This window comes from Parapedobacter pyrenivorans (assembly GCF_014636865.1).
In the GTDB taxonomy this organism is placed as follows: Bacteria; Bacteroidota; Bacteroidia; order Sphingobacteriales; family Sphingobacteriaceae; genus Parapedobacter; species Parapedobacter pyrenivorans.
Genome location: NZ_BMER01000001.1, coordinates 2011456 through 2030506 on the forward strand (window position 1 = coordinate 2011456; position 19051 = coordinate 2030506).

Annotated in this window: 16 protein-coding genes and 1 tRNA gene; 13 read left to right on the forward strand and 4 right to left on the reverse strand. The window is 47.2% G+C overall.

From position 1 onward, the window contains the following. Positions 1-48 precede the first annotated feature (48 nt). The 5 genes from IEV98_RS07915 (at position 49) to IEV98_RS07935 (ending at position 5998) form a co-directional block, all read left to right on the forward strand. A complete protein-coding gene (locus IEV98_RS07915; protein ID WP_188505331.1) occupies positions 49-3243 on the forward strand; it encodes a two-component regulator propeller domain-containing protein in 3195 nt (1064 codons plus the stop codon). A 16-nt stretch (positions 3244-3259) separates the two neighbouring features. After that, positions 3260-3988: a LytR/AlgR family response regulator transcription factor gene (locus tag IEV98_RS07920; RefSeq protein ID WP_188505332.1), complete on the forward strand. Its 729-nt coding sequence runs from the start codon at positions 3260-3262 to the stop codon at positions 3986-3988. Between the two features lie 115 nt (positions 3989-4103). Next, entirely contained in the window at positions 4104-4568 is a 465-nt protein-coding gene (locus IEV98_RS07925) for an SRPBCC family protein (protein ID WP_188505333.1), read from the forward strand. Positions 4569-4573: 5 nt separating this feature from the next. Continuing rightward, positions 4574-4855 (forward strand): RNA polymerase alpha subunit C-terminal domain-containing protein, encoded by a 282-nt coding sequence (locus IEV98_RS07930; protein ID WP_188505334.1) that lies wholly within the window; start codon positions 4574-4576, stop codon positions 4853-4855. 342 nt (positions 4856-5197) lie between these two features. Beyond that, positions 5198-5998 carry a DUF4382 domain-containing protein gene (locus IEV98_RS07935; protein WP_188505335.1) on the forward strand — a complete coding sequence of 267 codons (801 nt, stop codon included), beginning with the start codon at positions 5198-5200 and terminating at the stop codon, positions 5996-5998. A gap of 278 nt (positions 5999-6276) precedes the next feature. Here the strand turns inward: IEV98_RS07935 and IEV98_RS24635 are convergent, their stop codons facing one another. The 3 genes from IEV98_RS24635 to IEV98_RS07950 all read right to left on the reverse strand — a co-directional run bounded on the left by IEV98_RS24635 (position 6277) and on the right by IEV98_RS07950 (position 7343). Next, positions 6277-6393 (reverse strand): SHOCT domain-containing protein, encoded by a 117-nt coding sequence (locus tag IEV98_RS24635; RefSeq protein ID WP_188506158.1) that lies wholly within the window; start codon positions 6391-6393, stop codon positions 6277-6279. Then, positions 6348-6599, reverse strand: a complete 252-nt coding sequence (locus IEV98_RS07945) for a hypothetical protein (RefSeq protein WP_188505336.1) — start codon at positions 6597-6599, stop codon at positions 6348-6350. The genes IEV98_RS24635 and IEV98_RS07945 overlap by 46 nt, the downstream gene beginning before the upstream one ends. A gap of 168 nt (positions 6600-6767) precedes the next feature. Further along, complete coding sequence (locus IEV98_RS07950; protein WP_188505337.1) at positions 6768-7343, reverse strand: YciE/YciF ferroxidase family protein; 576 nt, start codon at positions 7341-7343, stop codon at positions 6768-6770. Between the two features lie 395 nt (positions 7344-7738). Here IEV98_RS07950 and IEV98_RS07955 point away from each other — a divergent pair, with 395 nt between their 5' ends. The 7 genes from IEV98_RS07955 (at position 7739) to IEV98_RS07985 (ending at position 17549) form a co-directional block, all read left to right on the forward strand. Beyond that, positions 7739-10921: a chemotaxis protein CheB gene (locus IEV98_RS07955; RefSeq protein WP_188505338.1), complete on the forward strand. Its 3183-nt coding sequence runs from the start codon at positions 7739-7741 to the stop codon at positions 10919-10921. Positions 10922-10924: 3 nt separating this feature from the next. After that, positions 10925-11287, forward strand: coding sequence for a response regulator (locus IEV98_RS07960; RefSeq protein ID WP_188505339.1), 363 nt, complete (start codon positions 10925-10927; stop codon positions 11285-11287). 208 nt (positions 11288-11495) lie between these two features. Beyond that, the gene (locus IEV98_RS07965; RefSeq protein WP_229738618.1) at positions 11496-12605 is read left to right on the forward strand and encodes a fatty acid desaturase family protein; all 1110 of its coding nucleotides are present in this window, start codon (positions 11496-11498) and stop codon (positions 12603-12605) included. An 18-nt stretch (positions 12606-12623) separates the two neighbouring features. After that, positions 12624-13712: a 3-oxoacyl-ACP synthase III family protein gene (locus tag IEV98_RS07970; protein ID WP_188505340.1), complete on the forward strand. Its 1089-nt coding sequence runs from the start codon at positions 12624-12626 to the stop codon at positions 13710-13712. Between the two features lie 160 nt (positions 13713-13872). Further along, the gene (locus IEV98_RS07975; RefSeq protein WP_188505341.1) at positions 13873-14064 is read left to right on the forward strand and encodes a cold-shock protein; all 192 of its coding nucleotides are present in this window, start codon (positions 13873-13875) and stop codon (positions 14062-14064) included. Between the two features lie 292 nt (positions 14065-14356). Further along, positions 14357-16585, forward strand: a complete 2229-nt coding sequence (locus tag IEV98_RS07980) for a glycosyltransferase family 4 protein (RefSeq protein WP_188505342.1) — start codon at positions 14357-14359, stop codon at positions 16583-16585. A gap of 187 nt (positions 16586-16772) precedes the next feature. After that, the gene (locus IEV98_RS07985; RefSeq protein WP_188505343.1) at positions 16773-17549 is read left to right on the forward strand and encodes an acyl-CoA desaturase; all 777 of its coding nucleotides are present in this window, start codon (positions 16773-16775) and stop codon (positions 17547-17549) included. Between the two features lie 367 nt (positions 17550-17916). Here the strand turns inward: IEV98_RS07985 and IEV98_RS07990 are convergent. After that, a tRNA-Met gene (locus tag IEV98_RS07990) sits at positions 17917-17989 on the reverse strand. Positions 17990-18105: 116 nt separating this feature from the next. Here IEV98_RS07990 and era point away from each other — a divergent pair. After that, positions 18106-18984, forward strand: coding sequence for a GTPase Era (gene era, locus IEV98_RS07995; RefSeq protein ID WP_188505344.1), 879 nt, complete (start codon positions 18106-18108; stop codon positions 18982-18984). The last annotated feature ends 67 nt before the right edge of the window (positions 18985-19051 follow it).

Sequence of the window (19051 nt, forward strand, 5' to 3'; positions counted from 1 at the left end):
TACGTAGGTTGATAAGCGTTGATAACAAAGATATTACCCGGTTGGCTGATGATAGTGATGCTCATACACGTGAGCAGTGCACAAGAACGCCTTTATAATTTTGAGTGGTTTACCGAAGAAGGACTTGTTCCCGGTAATGCCATCCGAAGAATCGTGACCGACAGCGAAGGGTTTGTGTGGTTGGCCACCAACAAGGGGCTTTACCTGTTCGATCTGGTCAATAGTAAGAATTTTACCCACGACCACCTAAATCCGAAGTCTATTTCCAGTAATAACCTCTCGGGCATTTACCAAGATGCGGCGGGGGGAATGTGGATTACCAGTTACACGGGGGGGCTGAGTTATTATGATAAATCACTTTCTAATCCGCAGGCATTTACCAATTACACGTCCTATTGGGACGGTCGCGATACCGTTTCGATACGGATGCTTAACGATGTGGTATCCGATGCGGACGGTAATATTTGGTTTGGTGGACAAGACACCGATGTGCTGAAGATGGACGCTTCCACGAAGCAGATTTCACGGGTTGCCATGGTGGCCGATTCCTTGGGGCCACTGTCCATCTACGACCTTTTTCGGGGCAGTGATGGCAAAATATGGGTCGGTACCCGGCATCATGGTATTTTTTGCGTCGACCCAACAACCGGAACAATAAAGGCATATAACTTAAAACCGGACGCGAAGCCATGGGTCGAGGAAAATGGTTGTGGCAGTTTTGCAGAGCGTGATGGTATTTTGTGGTTTTCCTATTACGATTACAACCTTTGCAGCCTGAATTTAAATTCTGGCGAGTTGAAGACGAATTTGCTGGGCATCGGCCCCAATGAGCGCGTATACGACAATGCGATCCACGCGGTCGCTATTCGTGGAAATACGGTATTAGCGGGGCATCAATCAAAAGGAATATATTGCTATGATCGGACTACCGGCACCCGAAGCTTGTTGGATTGGAAAACGCTGACACCGGAAGACCCCACAAGTGATATCATCGCGACCATAAACGTGGACGCAGGGGGTATGGTATGGATCGGTACACGAAATAAAGGATTGATCCGTTATTCGGATTATCAAAACCGCTTTTCCACTTTCTATCCCCTGACGCTTTCACAGCCGATCGAACAACTGGCCATGATAAATGGCGGGCGTTGGTGGTATCGTACAGCATCCCATATACATTTGTATGACAAGCGCGAGAAAAAGCCGGTCAAGACATATGATCTAAATGGTTTGTGGGTGAGTAATTTTACCGAAATTGCCGGACAAATCTACTTGTCTACCTATGATAAGGGGGTTTGGGTGCATGATGGCAGCACACGCCCGTACCCCTTACCCATCCAAGGCGACACGTATGGCTTCCGCCAAGCCGATTGTGGAAACATTGTGCCGGATACCATTGGGGGGGTACCCCATTTGTGGATTGCAGCGTGGAATTCCGGTCTCTATAAATACAACTGCGCAAACCAAACCCTAACCTTAACGAATGCCGGTAATGGGTTGCCGGATAACAAACTGATCTGTATGGCCAAAGACATGAATGGGGATGTATGGGTGGGTACGGACGGCTTCGGTTTGTTGCGCATTTCGGATAAGGAGTCGGTTGCGATGGATCGGTTCAGGACTGAAATGCCTGATGCCATTCCATCGAACACGGTTCGGGCTATTGTACCATCAACCGATGGATCGGTATGGGTGGTGACCGAGTACCTGGGGGTTTCAAACGTCAGAAAATCAGGAAACAGCTTTGTTTTTCAAAACATTCCAAATACTAATCCTACGCCTTGGCAAAACCCGCAGGTAGCGCTGGAAGACGCACTAGGCAACCTTTGGATTTCGATGGAAGATGGGCTGATCGTGTTTGATAAGCGTTCCAAGAAATTCAAACAATTACAATCCGGGCAAGGCGTTGTGCCTCCATCCTACATCGACATGCAGACTTTTGCCGCTGCTTCGGACTCCACCATCTTGATGGCTACCGATCGGGGGTTTGTGATGGGACATGCCAATGATGTGGTGGTAAAAAGGGCACTTCCAACCGCTGTGATCAACTCATTTTTTGTGCATGACCACGATTTTTCCCACCTGCTGCGATCGGGGCCTATCGAACTGAATCACGAGCAGAATTTCTTTACCTTCACCCTATCTGCGCCTGGCGCTGTTGATCCGCATGAAATGCAATTCGCATTTATGCTGGAAGGGGTAGATAAAGATTGGCGTTTGGCAAAAGCAGATTTTTCAGTCGCCTATACCGATATCAGCCGGGGCGATTACCGGTTTTTGGTACGTACAGGTGATGATATGGGGAATTGGAGCGAACAAGCCAATGAGGTGCCGATCCGTATTAACGGTCCGTATTGGCAAACACCCTGGTTTTACGGCGTGTTTGTGATCCTGTTGTTTTTGATTGCCTACGGTGTCTTCCGGTATCGGCTTAATCAATCGAAAAAACTCAATGCCATGCAATCTGCCTTCAACGAGGATCTGAAGCGGCAGCTCGCATTGAAGACAGCCGAAGTAACCGCACAGGTGGAACGCATTGAATCGGAGCGGAAGGAAAAATTGGAATCGGATTACCGAAAACGCCTATCCGAAAGTGAGCTAAAGGCGATCCGTGCGCAGATGAACCCTCATTTTATGTTCAATGTGCTTAATTCTATCGAATCCTATATTCTAGAGAAAGATGCGAAAGCGGCAAGTCGTTTGGTGCAGAAATTTGCCAAGCTGAATAGGCTGGTGCTCGAAAATTCAGCGTATAGTTATGTGAGTGTTGCACGGGAATGGGAAGCGTTGAATCTGTATGTGGAATTGGAAGCGCTACGGTTCAATAACGAGTTCGACTACGACTTTTCGGTGGCAGGAAATATGGACATGAAGAACCTTTTTATCCCGCCGATGTTGGTCCAGCCATTGATCGAAAATGCCATCCACCATGGGATACGACAGCACGTGGGCCAACGTGGCAGGATACAGGTTGCCGCACAGCAGAACGGGGATTGTATCTGCTTTACCGTTGTTGATAACGGAGCTGGATTGGAAAAATCGCGGTCGAAGCCCAACCATCCCTATAAGAAGACATCTATGGGACTGGCAACGATAGAAGAGCGCCTTAAATTGATCAACCGAAACGCAGGTTGTACCACGGGCAGGCTGGAGTTAACGAGTCTGAAGGTCGACGGATTAAGCGGGACAAAGGCGGTTTTGTGTATTCCGCTTGTGTTGACGCCTTTTAGTATATTGGATTAACTAAACCTTATTAAGTATGCTTAAAGCAGTTATTTTGGATGACGAACCCCGGGGATGTAAGTTGTTGGCTCACAAGCTGCAGTATTTTGAAGCAGATATCTCCCTTGTCGCCACGTTCTACGATCCCGAAGTTGCACTGGCTGAAATTAATAACCACAGGCCGGACGTTCTCTTTCTGGACGTAGAAATGCCGGGCATGAATGGTTTCCAGTTTTTAGAGCGGCTTTCCGGCTTTGCTTTTGAGGTCATCTTTACGACAGCGTATGATTCGTACACGTTGGACGCATTGCGCCTGAGTGCAGTAGATTACCTACTCAAACCGATTGCAGACGACGAATTAAGTCAGGCGATTGCCCGGTTGAAAAGCCGCGTCGCCAAAAAAGCGGTGGCCACAGCGAAGCCTTCAGGTGAATTTGCAAGCAGAAGGTTGTCGCTTTCCACAGCCGAAGGCGTCTACTTTGTGGATAAATCCCACATCATCCGCATTGAGGCCATGAGCAATTATTGTACGTTTTACCTAATCGAAGGCAAGAAAATCGTGGTATCAAAAACATTGAAGGAGTTTGAGAGTGCATTATCGGCTGATGCATTTTTGCGGGTCAACCGCTCTTCGATGATCAACCTTCACTACATCAATCGATATCGAAAAGGCAATGGCGGAACGCTGGAAATGGCTGACGGGATGGAAATCGAAGTGTCACCGCAACGGAAAGACGAATTACTGGCCCTGTTGTTTGGAAGGTAGCTTTGCTCTTTTGTCGTAAATACCCCTTCATAATGGCGCATTATACCAATACGGGAATCGACGAATGGGTAGTACCTTTGTGTTGTTAGTTTTGAAACATTAAAAGTAAATAGACATGGAAAGGATGCAATTCACCACATCGATTAACGCTCCAGTGGCTACGGTGTATGACAAGATGATTGGTAAGGAAACATTCAAACAGTGGACATCGATATTTAATCCCAGCTCGGACTATGAAGGAGGCGATATGGAGGGAAGCTGGACGAAAGGTTCAAAGGTGTTGTTTGTGGGTACGGATAAACAGGGTAAACGGGAAGGAATGGTCGGTTACATCCGGGAAAATACACCCAATCAATTCGTTTCTATCGAGTACGCAGGCATTTTGGATGGCGAGCGTGAAATTACCAAAGGACCCATGGCCGAAGATTGGCAGGGATTTGAAAACTACACGTTTAAAGAAAAAAACGGCTCAACCACGGTGACCGTTGATATTGACGTGAACGATCAGATGGTTGAATACTTCCGGAATACGTATCCCAAAGCGCTGGAAAAGCTCAGGGAAATCTGTGAACATAACTGAACCGGATGAAGAAAATGAAAGTTTGTCCAAATGGACACACTTATTATAAGAGCACCGATTGCCCGACCTGTCCCGTTTGCGAAGCCGCAAGAAAACCATCGGAAGGATTTCTTTCCTTATTGAGCGCTCCAGCGCGGCGCGCGTTGATGAGTATCGGCATCACCGAATTGAAACAACTATCGACGTATAGTGAAAAGGAAATCCTAGCGCTACATGGCATAGGAAAAACGTCCATCCCGTTGCTAAAGGATGCACTTAGCCAAGTAGGATTGGGGTTTAAGGGTTAGCTTTTCTGAAGGGTTGCCGGTTGCGTTGGCAAGCGTCCGTTGTAGTTAAAAATATACAGCGGTATATTCGTTTGTTGTTCTACTAAGCTTTTGTTTTTCAATAGCTTATTTATTTAGGTAGGTTTTTTGATCGGTGTATGTGAGGTCTATGATGAAAAGGTTATTGAAAATATTGATGCTCAGTCTAACGGTGTTTTGGCTGGGATCCTGTGCGGTGCACACCGCCGGAAGAAGCGGAAAAGTTCCCCCAGGACAGGCTAAGAAAATTACCGGAAAGAAATCCGCACGTGACCACGCCCCCGGTCACCGGAAAAAAGAGCTTTTGTTTAATAAATTCTAGAAATGATGAAGAAGCAATTGGTATTGCCCGTGTTGGTCGGGCTATGCGCCGTCCTATTTTTCGGTGCATGCAGTAAAACCGAATCTGGTGGAGGGAAGGCACAGTTAGATCTTCGGTTAACAGACGCACCTGCGGCATTCGATGCCCTGAACTTGGATATCCGTGGTGTGGAATTTCATACCGATGGGGCCGGGTGGACAACGGTTGATGCGGTTTTACCCGGAGTCTACAACCTGCTGGAATTCCGTAATGGTGTGGATACGTTGATTGCCCGGACCACGCTTCCTGCAGGAAAGCTCTCGCAGGTGCGTTTTATCTTGGGAGATGATAATTCCATCGTCGTCGATGGCAGCGAACACGCGTTGAAGGTTCCGTCCGGCGAGCAAAGTGGATTGAAATTTAATGTTCACGAAGAGCTTATGCCCGATGGATCATACACCGTATGGACAGACTTTGATGCGGCCCGGTCGATTGTGCAGACAGGTAATGGATCATACACACTGAAGCCCGTTATCCGGGTGTTTACGGAGCTTACGAATGGGCGTATTAAGGGTATGGTTGGTCCGATGTCGGCTGATCCCATCGTGTATGCCTTCAATGAAAAGGATACCGCAACTGCTCTCCCTGCCGAAGATGGTTTTTTTCTCCTCTCTGGTTTACCCGAGGGCGACTACACGGTCGTGGCAGCGCCCGATGAAGCATCAGGACTTGCTGCGGATACCATAGCCGCAGTGCCGGTTCGGTTTGGCATCATTGCTGACTTGGGCACCCTCACGCTGAGCTCTGCGGCAGGAACGGAATAATCGGCTTTCACAAATTCTTATTGGCATAAAAAAGGGAAACGACCATCATATGGTGTTTCCCTAATAAGTAGAGGCAAGTTTACAAATGTCGAACTTTTTGGAAGATTATGAAGCCATATTAAATGCAACGAATTTGATCGAATAATTAAATAAGCTGAATATCATATTTCAATCAACCCGCCTGTTTCACTCTCTCAAGTGGCGTCTGCTGCCCACATGCGGAATAAACACGCTTTCCAATACAGAATGATGCATAGGTTAAAGCTGTAGAAGACGAATTATCCTTCCAAGATTTTCCTCTTTTCCAGGTATTCTTCTTTGGTGATTTGGCCTGAGGCAAAGCGCTTTTTTATAAGATTAAGCGGTGTACCTTTCGTCGTTCTTTGGCCAGCGATATTGTTCTAATCTTTTCAATCAAGATGCTTCTTTTGTCGTCAAGTAATTGCAGGCCGATCAATAGTAACCTTTCCTTCAGTTGCTGAAGTTGTTCATCTGTGAGGTCCTGGCGAATCTCTACCACTCCCAAATCTACCAAAACATCGTGTGGGCCAAGCTTGCTTAGTGCCTCCCTGACCATCAGCCTGCACCTGTGGCTGACCATGTATTTGATATACAGTGCCACGAAGATAGGGGGATGAAACGTTGCATGGAAGCTATTTTATGATGCAAACAGGTGTTGGAACCTGTCACATGGGCGAACAAAAAAGAAGCTGTCCCAGTTAATGGCGGGGCAGCTTTTTCTACAATAAGCACTAGACCTGTCCGAATTTTATTCGCTTGCGGCCTGTTTGTTGACAAAGTTTTCAGCAATCGCTGTCAGTGCCATATCCGTTGCCTTCTCATTGTCCAAGGTGTCCTGCAACAACTGTTCCACGTCGGAATGCCCCATGACATGGGCAAAAGTCCGTAAACTTCCATAGGTTGCTATCTCGTAGTGCTCCACTTTCTGGGCAGCGATGATGAGTGCTGCATCACGTACAAGCGTACCCTTATCCGTGTCGTCAATGATACTCTCCGCCTCTTCCAGCAAACCCGCCATGGCCTCACATTTTTTAGCGGCCGCCCGTTCATCGAGCAGTCCAAATACCTGCTCCAATGCCGTGATATGGGTTTCTGTTTCGCCGGTATGCTTTTCAAATGCCGCTACCAGTTCCTTGCTCGTGGCCGCTTTCTTCATTTTGGGCAAGGCTTTCATCAGGTGCTTTTCGGCCCAGTAAATGTCTTTCAGTTCATCCACAAAAAACTTATGAAAATCAGAGTCTTCCATCCTGCCGGTCTTTCCTGTAGGTTTAGCTGATTTGGGAGCCGCCTTTGCGGTACCCGTTGTTTTTGCATTTGTTTGCATGTTCTTTTATTTTAATCATCTTTATTAATGATCGTACATAGTAAATAACTGTCGGCAACGCCATTTGTTTACCGCCCGTCGATATATATTTTCATCATCGTTGGCCTGATGCCACCAGCAGCAGATTACCCTAACAGACCAATCCATTCGTCCTTGGTTCCGAAATAAAATTTTGATTTCCAGTTAATTTACATTATTTTTACACAAAAGGAGGCATAAGAAATAACAAAAAAGGTAACCATCTCCACACTTCCAGTTTGGTTATTCCTGAAAGTCATGCAAACAAAAGGCTCAGCTGTAGAACCGGCGGCCATGACTCACCTTGACAACGCGAACACGCCCCACTTTTGATTCACGAAATAGGTTGCGTTATTGCACCCTAATCACCAACGAATATGGCAACAACAATCCCCGATTACATCATTGCCATTGGCGCGTCCGCCGGTGGACTGGAGGAAATCAATACCTTCTTCGACCATACGCCCCTTGACGGGGTCGCGTATGTCATTGTCCAGCATTTGTCCGCAAACTTCAAAAGCCGCATGGTCGAATTACTGTCGAAGCACAGCAAGCTGGCCGTCATGGAAGCCGAAAACGGAATGATGGTAAAAACCAATGAGGTATACCTCATTCCCAACAACAAATTCATGACCATCCGCGGTGGGCGCTTGTATTTGGAGAGCAAAGAAGACATAGCCGGGCCGCACCTCACCATCGATATGTTCTTCGGCTCCCTCGGCGCGGATATTGGCCCCAGGGCAATCGGTGTCGTCCTGTCGGGGTTAGGTTCCGATGGCACCCAGGGCAGTATGGCCATCAAGAAATCTGGGGGGATGGTCCTCGCCCGCAATCCGGAAAACTCACAATTCGGCAGCATGCCTTCCAATGTAATTGCCACCGGGTTGGTCGATCAGGTACTGGATCCCGAAAAAATGCCGAAAGCCATCGAGCAATACGTAACACATCAGCTCAGCAAAAAAACAGACCATCAAGCAAATGAGAAATACCTCATCGACATCGCCGACCTAATCAAGGAACGCTCCTCGCTGGATTTTACCGATTACAAAAGGACCACACTCATGAGGCGTGCACTGAGGAGGGCCGCGCAAAACAACTTCGAGTCCCTGGAAAACTATGTGGAATTCCTGCGGAGAACACCGCAAGAGGTGGAAATCCTGGCCAAGGATTTCCTGATCAGCGTGACTTCGTTTTTCCGGAACATGGAGGCATTTGATTTCATAAAAAGCCGGATATTGCCCGATATCCTGAAAAGGCTTCGGGCGGGGGAACCGCTGAAAATGTGGGTGGCAGGTTGCGCCACCGGCGAGGAGGCTTATTCCCTGGCCGTATTGATCGCTGAGCAGGAAACATGGGATCCAGAGCGAAACCCCGTGAAAATTTTTGCCACGGACATTGACGAAGAGGCATTGCTGCGCGCCGGGAAAGGGGAATACATTCAGGATATTGAAAAAGATGTGTCCGCGGAACGATTGGGGAAATTTTTCATAAAAAAAGAAGGCCATTATATGGTTTCTCCGGCTATACGCAAGATGGTCATCTTCGCGAAGCACGATCTGAGCAAAAATCCACCCTATTGCAACATGGATTTCATCAGTTGCCGCAACCTCTTGATCTACATGAACCCTCCCTTGCAGGAAAGGGTGTTCAACATTTTCTTATTTGGCCTTAAGGTGCAGGGTTATCTATTCCTCGGTGCCAGCGAAACCCCCGTCCCCATCAGCGCTTCCTTAGAGGAGGTACATAAAAAATGGCGGATATACAGAAACCTCAAGGCTAGGAAATCAGTATCCCTTGACATGCTTGTCCTGCCCCAAGTACCCGGGCAACAACGAATAAATAATTTGGTCAGGGAAGAAAACCCCATCAATTCCAACCAGGGTCTGCTTGAGCTCATGCACCACGAATTGGCGTCCCAAATGGACTACCTCGTTGTCTGCCTCGATGACGAACATCGGGTGCTGAAATCCTATGGCGATTCGTCCAAATTCCTGCACCAGGAGAATTTCAACTCGGATATCCTCACGCTCATGCCAAAACCACTTGCATTGGCATTCGGCACGTTGCATGCACGTGTCATGCAAACCAACCAGCGAGCTTCCGTAGACGGCATCGTCATCCATCATGGGGATGCACCGACGACCGTGAGCCTGTCCATCAGTCCGCTTACCCGTATTCTAGACAAGCAACGGTTTGTGGTGGCTACGTTCTGTGAAGACCGATCCAATGTATCCTTCCCTGGTAAGCGTCCGGTATTTGATGAGAAAGCGTATTACGACCAGTACCTGCTCGACCTTGAGGCGCAGTTGAAGGACGCCAAAGAAAAGCTCAAAACCGTTTACGAGATGCTGGACACCTCCAATGAGAACCTGCAATCGTACAATGAAGAGCTGATTTCCGCTAACGAGGAAATGCAGAGCACCAATGAGGAGATGCAATCGGTAAATGAGGAACTCCATACCATCAATTCGGACTACGAGCTGAAAAACAGGGAATTGCTCGAACTCAATGATGACCTGAATAATTATTTCCGCAGCAACATTACTGGCCAGCTATTCGTAAACAGGGATTTATTGTTGATGAAATTTTCGCCCGGTGCCATCGACCAAATGAATTTACGTGAAACCGACATTGGCCGGCCACTCCACCATATTTCAAGTAATATCAAATTTGATACGATAATAAGTGATATCAAAGCGGTGATTGCCAAGGGAAACGTGTTGACCAAGGAAGTCGAAAAAGCAGACGGCAAATGGTACCAAGTGATGACGATGCCGTATTTACAGGCACACAACCAAATTGCCGGGGCCATCGTTACATTCAACGACATCACCGAATTGAAAATACTGCAGCTGGAACTGGATGAAAGGAATGAGCGTCTGCAACGCATCAATGCCGACCTGGAAAACTTTGTGCATATCGCTTCGCATGACCTGTTGGGTCCGTTGGGAAATGTCGAATTGGGCATTACCATCATCAATCAGAAAGTCACCGATCCGGCATTGAACGAATACCTGCAGGTCATCAACCGATCCATACGGAAATTCAGCTCGCTTATCAAGGATATAGGTCACGTCGCTAAAATCGAAAGTGAACCCATCACCGCCGAACAGGTCGACCTGGAGGAAATCATCGATCATATCGAATGGAGCCTGGAAAACAAAATTAACCTATCAGGAGCGGTCATCCTGCGAGATTTTGAAGTCAGCCACTGCTTTCTCTCAAAAAACAACCTGAGGAGCGTGTTGTACAACCTGATTTCGAATGCGATTAAATTCAGAAGTGCGCAAGCCCCCATCATCCGGATCAATACACGTAAGGACGCCGAATACATGGTGTTGACAGTTTCTGACAACGGAATCGGGATAGCAAAGACGAATACCGAAAAAATCTTCGACGTCCACGGGAGAGTCAACCAGGAGATCGAAGGTAACGGCATTGGCCTCTACCTGACCAAACGGATCGTAACGGCGGCAAGAGGGAAAATCACGGTAGATAGCGAGCAGGGAAAAGGGAGCACATTTACATTATACCTGAAAACTGCGGATCAACAGGATTAAACCATGGGAAAGAAAATATTGATTGTGGATGACGATACTGAGCTACAATTTCTGCTCGCCCAAATCCTGGGGGATGCCGGTTATCAAACCTGTTGTCTCCGTAATGGCAAATCGGTTATTGAAACCATGGCTAAATTTTCCCCCGATCTGGTTTTACTTGATGTGAAGATAGGGAATATTGACGGCCGCACCCTGTGCAAGCGCATCAAGCAAACCGCTGGGATGGAGGTAATCCCGATTATACTGGTATCCGCAGTTGACAACCTTTATGCGTCATTGGACAAAGAGGGAGGTCCCGACGATATTATCCTGAAACCTTTTGATCTTGATGATTTCTTGAAAAGAGTCCGCGTTTTTTTAACGTGATATCTTAACAGAAATCGTAGCGGGATTTTGATATGAATATTGGGACGAAGTTAAAAACCACCCATGGTGCTTTCGCGGTATCTCCGCAACACAAGCCCTAATCAAAATGAAAATCCAGGCCGATTTAATTTTTTCTAAACAATACTTTTGCAAGCTTGTTTCCTTTAATGGGCAAATAATCCGATCTGCAAATTAAAATGTTGTTCAGATGAAGGCGGAAAAGCTACCCATTGTACGTTTCGCACCCAGAGGCGCAGATAGCTTCTACGAAGCTGTAACAGAGAAAGTCTCCGCCTATTTTGAAAAGAATCAGCTTTCACCTTATGCAAATACAACCATGTGGATAAAAACATATTTCATGTTACTGCTTTACGTGGTGCCCTATGTCCTGATGGTTACGGGCCAGGCAGCTGGTAATTATTGGCTGTATTTCGCGCTTTGGTTCCTGATGGGGTGGGGAATGGTAGGCATAGGCACGGCAGTCATGCATGATGCCAATCATGGAACCTACTCGCCCAATAAAAAAGTAAACAGTCTGATCGGACACATCCTGGAGATCGTGGGTGGTTATTCGGCAACATGGAAAATCCAGCACAATCTATTGCATCATACCTACACCAACATTGAAGGTTTAGATGATGACATCAGTAGCATCAAATTGCTGCGCTTTTCTCCGCGGCAGCCCTGGTATTGGTTCCATCGTTACCAATATCTTTTCGCATGGTTTTTTTATACGAACATGACCCTTTTCTGGATGACAGCAAAGGACTACCTGCAGATTATACGCTACAAAAAGCATGACTTGCTGGCCAATCAGAAAGTTTCTTTTGGCCAGGCCATATTCCGCATTACCATGTACAAGCTGTTTTATTACGGGTATATACTGGTCCTGCCGATTTTATTTTCCGGCATGCCCTGGTACTTGGTATTGGCCGGATTCCTGCTCATGCATTTTACTGCAGGGTTATTCCTTTCCTGTGTTTTCCAGCCATCGCACATCATGGAGACATCCGCCTTTGCAGCACCTGTCAAATCGGAAGGAAAGATGCACATGGAAGATAGTTGGGCAATACATGAATTGGGCAATACGACTAACTTTGCACCGAAGAGCCGAGTATTATCCTGGTTTATTGGGGGCCTCAATTTTCAGATCGAACACCACCTTTTTACGGGAATTTGTCATGTTCATTATCCCAAAATTGCACCAATTGTCAAATCAACAGCATTAGCATTCGGGCTGCCTTATCACGAACAGGAAACATTTATGAAAGCCCTGCTTCTGCATGCAAAAATGCTAAAGCTCCTTGGAAAGGAATAATTCAAATATCACAACGCAATGGATCATCCGACTTATGCCGTTATCGTTGGAAGCGGCAGTTATATTCCGACGAGAAAGATACGAAACGAAGATTTCCTTGAACATGCCTTTTATGATCAAGATGGTACTAGGCTGAAAAAAATGAATGCGGAGATCATCAGGCAATTTGGCCGGATTACCGGTATCCAGGAAAGAAGGTACGTGACAGATGACCTGGTAGCGTCTGACATTGCCGCATTCGCCGGACAGGAGGCACTGGTGTCCAGCGGGATAGACGGGGAAACGCTGGATTATATCATCGTTGCCCATAACTTTGGCGACATCAGGGCAGATAACCGCAGAAGCGAATTCGTGCCGGCATTGGCATCCCGGGTCAAGCATCGTTTAACTATCAAAAACCCGTCAACCATCGCCTATGATTTGCCTTTCGGTTGTGCCGGCTGGTTACAAGGTGTGATCCAGGCAGATAGTTTCATCCGCAACAGCAGTGCCAAACGGGTATTGGTTATCGGAACGGAAACGCTGTCACGGATCTCTGATCCGCACGACCGGGATAGTATGATCTACGCCGATGGAGCCGGGGCTGTCGTCTTGGAAGCCAGGCAGAGTAACACACCGGTAGGCGTGCTGAGCCATGCCACTAAGTCTTACGCTGCCGAACTGGCCTATGTATTACGAATGGGCAAATCTTCCAATCCTGAATACGGCCATGATCACCTGTTTCTCAAAATGAATGGCAGGAAGCTATACGAGTATGCGTTAAAAGCCGTGCCACAAACCATGAAGCAGTGTCTTGACCGCGCGGGCCTAATAGTCACGGAAGTCGATAAAGTGCTGATCCATCAGGCAAATGAAAAAATGGACGAGGCGATCCTGAGGAACCTATTTGAACTATACGACCTGTATAGCTCGCCAAAAGACATGATGCCCATGACGATTTCATGGCTCGGGAACAGTTCTGTAGCAACATTACCCACTTTATACGACTTGATGCATAAAGGGAAATTAATTGATCAAGTCCTGCAGAAAGGAAGTGTGATTGTATTTGCTTCCATGGGCGCTGGCGTGAATATGAACGCCGTGGCGTATAAAATACCTACCGCGTGACCGCCTGCTCCATTATCAGTGTCGCGCAGGTCTATGCTTGTGCAATAGGTGTTGCATATTATACGATCTTGCTCGACCGAAATAAAAAACGCTGAATTACAATATTTTATTCTTACCTTTAAGCCAATTAATAATTCAATTAATTTTTTATTCAAAAGCCATGCAAGAAGGCGTAGTAAAATTTTTCAATGAGACTAAGGGTTTCGGTTTCATCACCCCCAAAGACGGTGGACGAGAGGTATTTGTTCACTCTTCCGGGTTGAAAGACCAGATCCGCGAAAATGATGATGTTTCATTTGAAGTCGAGCAGGGCCAAAAGGGCCTCAACGCAGTAAACGTAAAATTGAATTAATTTCTATTTTTCAGATATTGTATGAAGACCACCGGGCATTAACCCTGGTGGTTTTTTTGTTCCTTCCACTCCGCGCTTACAGGACGCAAAGTGTACGAGTTCTTAGTTATTGACTATTTACAGTCATTGAATGATGTAACTTGCGATGACTTGTTTTATAAGTGTTAGCACACAATAGCACTCACACCTGGTTGAGCACGGGTATTCAGAAGGGATGGCGCAACGGTAGCGTATTATCGGGGTTTCTCCAATTTGTCCGACTTAAACCTACACTCATAAATAATTTAATCAGATGAAAATCGCTTTTATAGGCACTTACGCCCCCCGCCAATGCGGTATCGGGTCATTTACGCAGCACCTCTTCCAATCCACCGGCGGCGGTTCCGGGACATCAGGCAATTTTGTCGTCGCCATCAATGATCCCGGCAGTACTTATATGTATCCTCCGGAAGTGAAATTTATCATCGACCAGGATGACCATGGCACGTACCTCAAGGCGGCTGAGTTCATTAACCAAAACCAGGTGGATGTATGTATTGTCCAGCACGAATTTGGAATTTTCGGCGGGCAGAACGGCATATTCATCCTGACGTTGCTGCATAGTCTGGAGGTTCCCGTGATGGCTACGTTCCACACGGTGCTGAATAAACCATCCTACAACCAGTTGGCGGTGATGAAAGAAATCACCAGGGTTGCCGGCAAACTAATCGTCATGGCCCACAAAGCGGTGGAGATACTACGGCAAACGTACGGGGTACCTGCAGAAAAAATCGAACTGGTGCCCCACGGTGTGCCGCCCATCCGGTACGATCGGACGGCAGCCCGGATTGAGTTGGGGCTGGAGGCAAAACGGGTGTTATTGACATTCGGCTTCATTGGCCGCAACAAAGGTATCGAAACCGTCATATGCGCTTTGCCGCAGGTGGTAGCCCAATATCCCGACGTCGTTTACATTGTCCTAGGCAAAACACACCCGAATGTGGTCAAGCACGCGGGAGAAGAATATCGGCTGTTTTTGCACCGGCTGGTCAAGAAACTGGGCCTCGAAGACCACGTGGTATTCCTCAATCAGTATGCATCGGAGGACGATCTGTTCAAATACCTCGCCGCTTCTGATATTTACCTCACGCCCTACCTCAATGAGGCACAGATTACCAGTGGCACTCTGTCTTATGCAGTTGGTGTCGGTTCCGCTGTCGTATCCACTCCGTATTGGCATGCGGCCGAGCTGCTGGCCGAAGGGCGTGGGGAGTTGTTCAACTTCGCCGACGATACGCAATTGGCCGGGCTGTTGCTGGATTTACTTGGACATCCCGATAAATCAGAGACTTTACGGCGCAAGGCCGGGGAATACGGAAAATCCATCACCTGGCCGAAAACGGGCGCAAGATACCATGAACTTAGCCAGGATCTTGCGGCCAACGCCCCCAAAGCGATCCTCAAAAAGGATCCGGCATTGGACCGCAGCATACTGCCGCCATTGCGCTTCGACCACATCGAACGGCTCACAGACCATGTGGGTATATTCCAGCATGCCAACTTCGGGATTCCGAATTACAACGAAGGGTATTGCCTTGATGACAATGCACGCGCGCTGCTCATGATGCTGATGGCTTACAGGCGGACCAACAGTGACGCGGCGCTCAAACACATCGCTGTTTACTTGGGTTACCTTAATTACGCGCAGAATGCAGATGGCACCTTCCGGAACTTCATGGGGTTCAACCGAAGTTTCCTCGATGAAGTGAGCTCGGAAGATGCCTTCGGAAGGGCGATTTGGGCGCTTGGCTATGCGACAGCCTATTCGCCGATGGATGCCTATTATCAGGTCGTGCAACGGCTATTCGCCAATGCGGTACCCCATTTCGAACACCTGAAGTCTATCCGGAGCATTGCCAATACGCTTATAGGCCTTTATTACTATTTGAAGGACAATCCGTCAAACGAAGAGATTGCCGAATGCGTGCGGAGGCTGGCCCAGCGTCTTTATGACGCCTACCAACAGCACCGTACGGACACTTGGCACTGGTATGAATCGCTCTTGGCCTACGACAATGGACTGCTGCCCATGGCCATGCTGTGTGCCGCCGAGGTGACAAACGATGCATCGTTCAGGGATGTGGCATTTGAAAGTCTGGAATTCCTGGAATCGCATACGCTGTCCAAAGGTCACTTGAGCCTCATCGGCAACGAGAATTGGTATAGGCAAACCGGTGTTCCCTCGCCATTTGCCCAACAGCCCGTTGATGCCATGGCCATGGTGCTGCTTTACTTCCAGGCTTATAACTATGCGGGAGATCCCCGTTACCTCAGCCGACTGTATACCTCGTTCATGTGGTTCTTGGGTGAGAATGACCTCCGCGTGAGCGTCTATGATTTCGATACCCATGGTTGCTGTGATGGGCTGCAACACGACGGCGTTAACCGCAACCAGGGAGCGGAAAGCACGCTCGCATACCTTATTTCGTACCTGGCGCTGCAACATACCTTTGAAAAGCCCTACGGCAGCATCGTATCATGACTGGGCGCGATCAGAAAATAAATACAGGCATTAGTTTGGTGTTTTTCCAACTAAATAACCTACCTTTATGATAATTAATAAGATACAGATACACGTCTCCGGGTTACCACTTTCCTCTTACCGCAGCCAAAGTGGGCTTTAATATTCGATCTCTGCATCCATCGTTTACATTTTAAAGCCCATTATCATGGTCATTTTGTTTTTTTTCATAGGGATATGGTATCTCTCGTTGTTTTCGCAGACCTTTTTCCAGCATCGGTATGCAGCGCATGGCTCATTTACGATGAGCCGGTTCTGGGAACGTTTTTTCTTCGTGTTTTCATATATTACACAGGGCTCTTCCTACATGAGCCCACGGGCCTACGCCATCATGCACCGTATGCATCACGCGTATACCGATACCGAGCGGGATCCCCATTCGCCTAACTTCTCATCAAATATCTTTGCCATGATGTGGCGTACACGGAACATCTACCTCGACATTGACAGGAGGCGTATGCAGGTGGAGGAGCGATTTACAAAAAACCTACCAAACTGGGAGCGGCTTGATCGGTGGGGCAATGCCCCGCTTTCGAGGGTGCTATGGGTAGCCGCCTACATTGCCTTTTTTCTGCTGTTTGCCAGCAGCTTGTGGTGGTTCCTGCTGCTTCCCATCGTCATTACCATGGGTGCCTTCCACGGGGCTGTGATCAATTGGTTTGCGCATAAATACGGTTACATCAATTTCAGGCTTAAAAACACTTCACGCAACCTGCTGGTGGTTGACGTACTGATGCTCGGCGAGTCTTATCACAACAACCATCATAAACACCCTTCTTCGGTTAACTTCGGTAGGCGCTGGCACGAAATCGATCCGGTATACCCTATTGTCCTGTTACTGAAGTGGCTGCGGATTATCAACTTCCCGAAAGCAAGCATGTCGGGCCCTCGAAGTTCGTCAGGAAAAACCATCAAATCACGTTGAATAATAAAGAAAGGGTACCGTCATCCAGTCCTCGAATGAAATGCGGGATCCCCCTTGCGACCGCAACCGAGTGGCTCAGCCGATAGAAAAGATAAGCCGGCGTCATCTTGGATTTTCTCTATCTAGTAGCAAAGAATTACAGAAAGAGAGAGGCTGTACAAGAAACCTATATCCCAAAGGAGATGTCGAACTCCCTAAAAACATCATCAGGTCATTGATAATATTACTTTTTAGACTGATAGGGATAAAAGTATAAGAAGCGTTGTAGTGATTGTCGAACTGGCTTTGGCCGACTTGTAATAGTTTGGGCAACAGGATTTTATTGGCATAAAAAAGGGAAACTACCATGGTATGGTGTTTCCCTATGTAGCGGGGATTGGACTCGAACCAATGACCTTCGGGTTATGAGCCCGACGAGCTACCAACTGCTCCACCCCGCAATGTTTCTTCTTATATCATATCCAGCAATCGCTGCCAGATTTTTTTAATTCCTTTTCCGAATTGGACTGCAAAGATATAATTTGTTTCTTTGCAAAACAAATCAAATTGTAAAAAAATGCCTCACAAAGCCGGTTTCGTCAGCATCATTGGAAAGCCAAATGCAGGTAAGTCTACGCTAATGAATGCGTTAGTAGGAGAAAAGATGTCTATCGTTACGCCAAAGGCACAAACAACTCGTCATCGCATCATCGGCATCGTGAATGATCCGGCATATCAAATTGTTTTTTCGGATACGCCAGGGGTGATTAAGCCCGCTTATACCTTGCAGGAGTCGATGATGAGTTCCGTGCAGGGTTCGCTGATCGATGCTGATATTATTCTATTGGTCACCGATATCAATGAGAAATACGATGAAAGCGACGTCATCGAAAAGCTGAAGAAAACAACATCTCCAGTCGCAGTATTGATCAATAAAATAGACAAATCCACGGAAGAGGAGGTAAAGCGTAAAATCGGCTATTGGCAGGATACGATAGGCCCTCAAATTGCGTTGGCGACATCCGCGCTACATGGGCATAATATTCAAGCGGTGATGCAGTTTATCCTGGACAACCTTCCAGAACATCCGCCATATTATGAAAAAGATGCCCTTACCGATAAAAATGAGCGATTTTTTGTATCAGAGATTATCCGCGAGAAAGTGTTTAAGCTGTATGAAAAAGAGATCCCCTATAGTACCGAGGTAATCATTACGGCGTTCAAGGAAGAGGAAAGCATCTCACGTATCAGCGGTGAAATCATTGTGGAGCGCGATTCACAGAAAAATATCATCATTGGAAAGGCGGGTAGTATGATCAAAAAGGTGGGAACGTACGCGCGACAAGACATTGAAGAATTCCTGCAAAAGAAGGTGTTTTTGGAACTTTTCGTAAAAGTAATTCCTGATTGGCGAAAGAAGGATAATTACCTGAAACGATTTGGTTATGAGCGATAACCGTAGCTGAAAATAAAATGCGGCTGGCTCTTTAATTATCAAATAATTGATTATCTTTGCAGCCCCG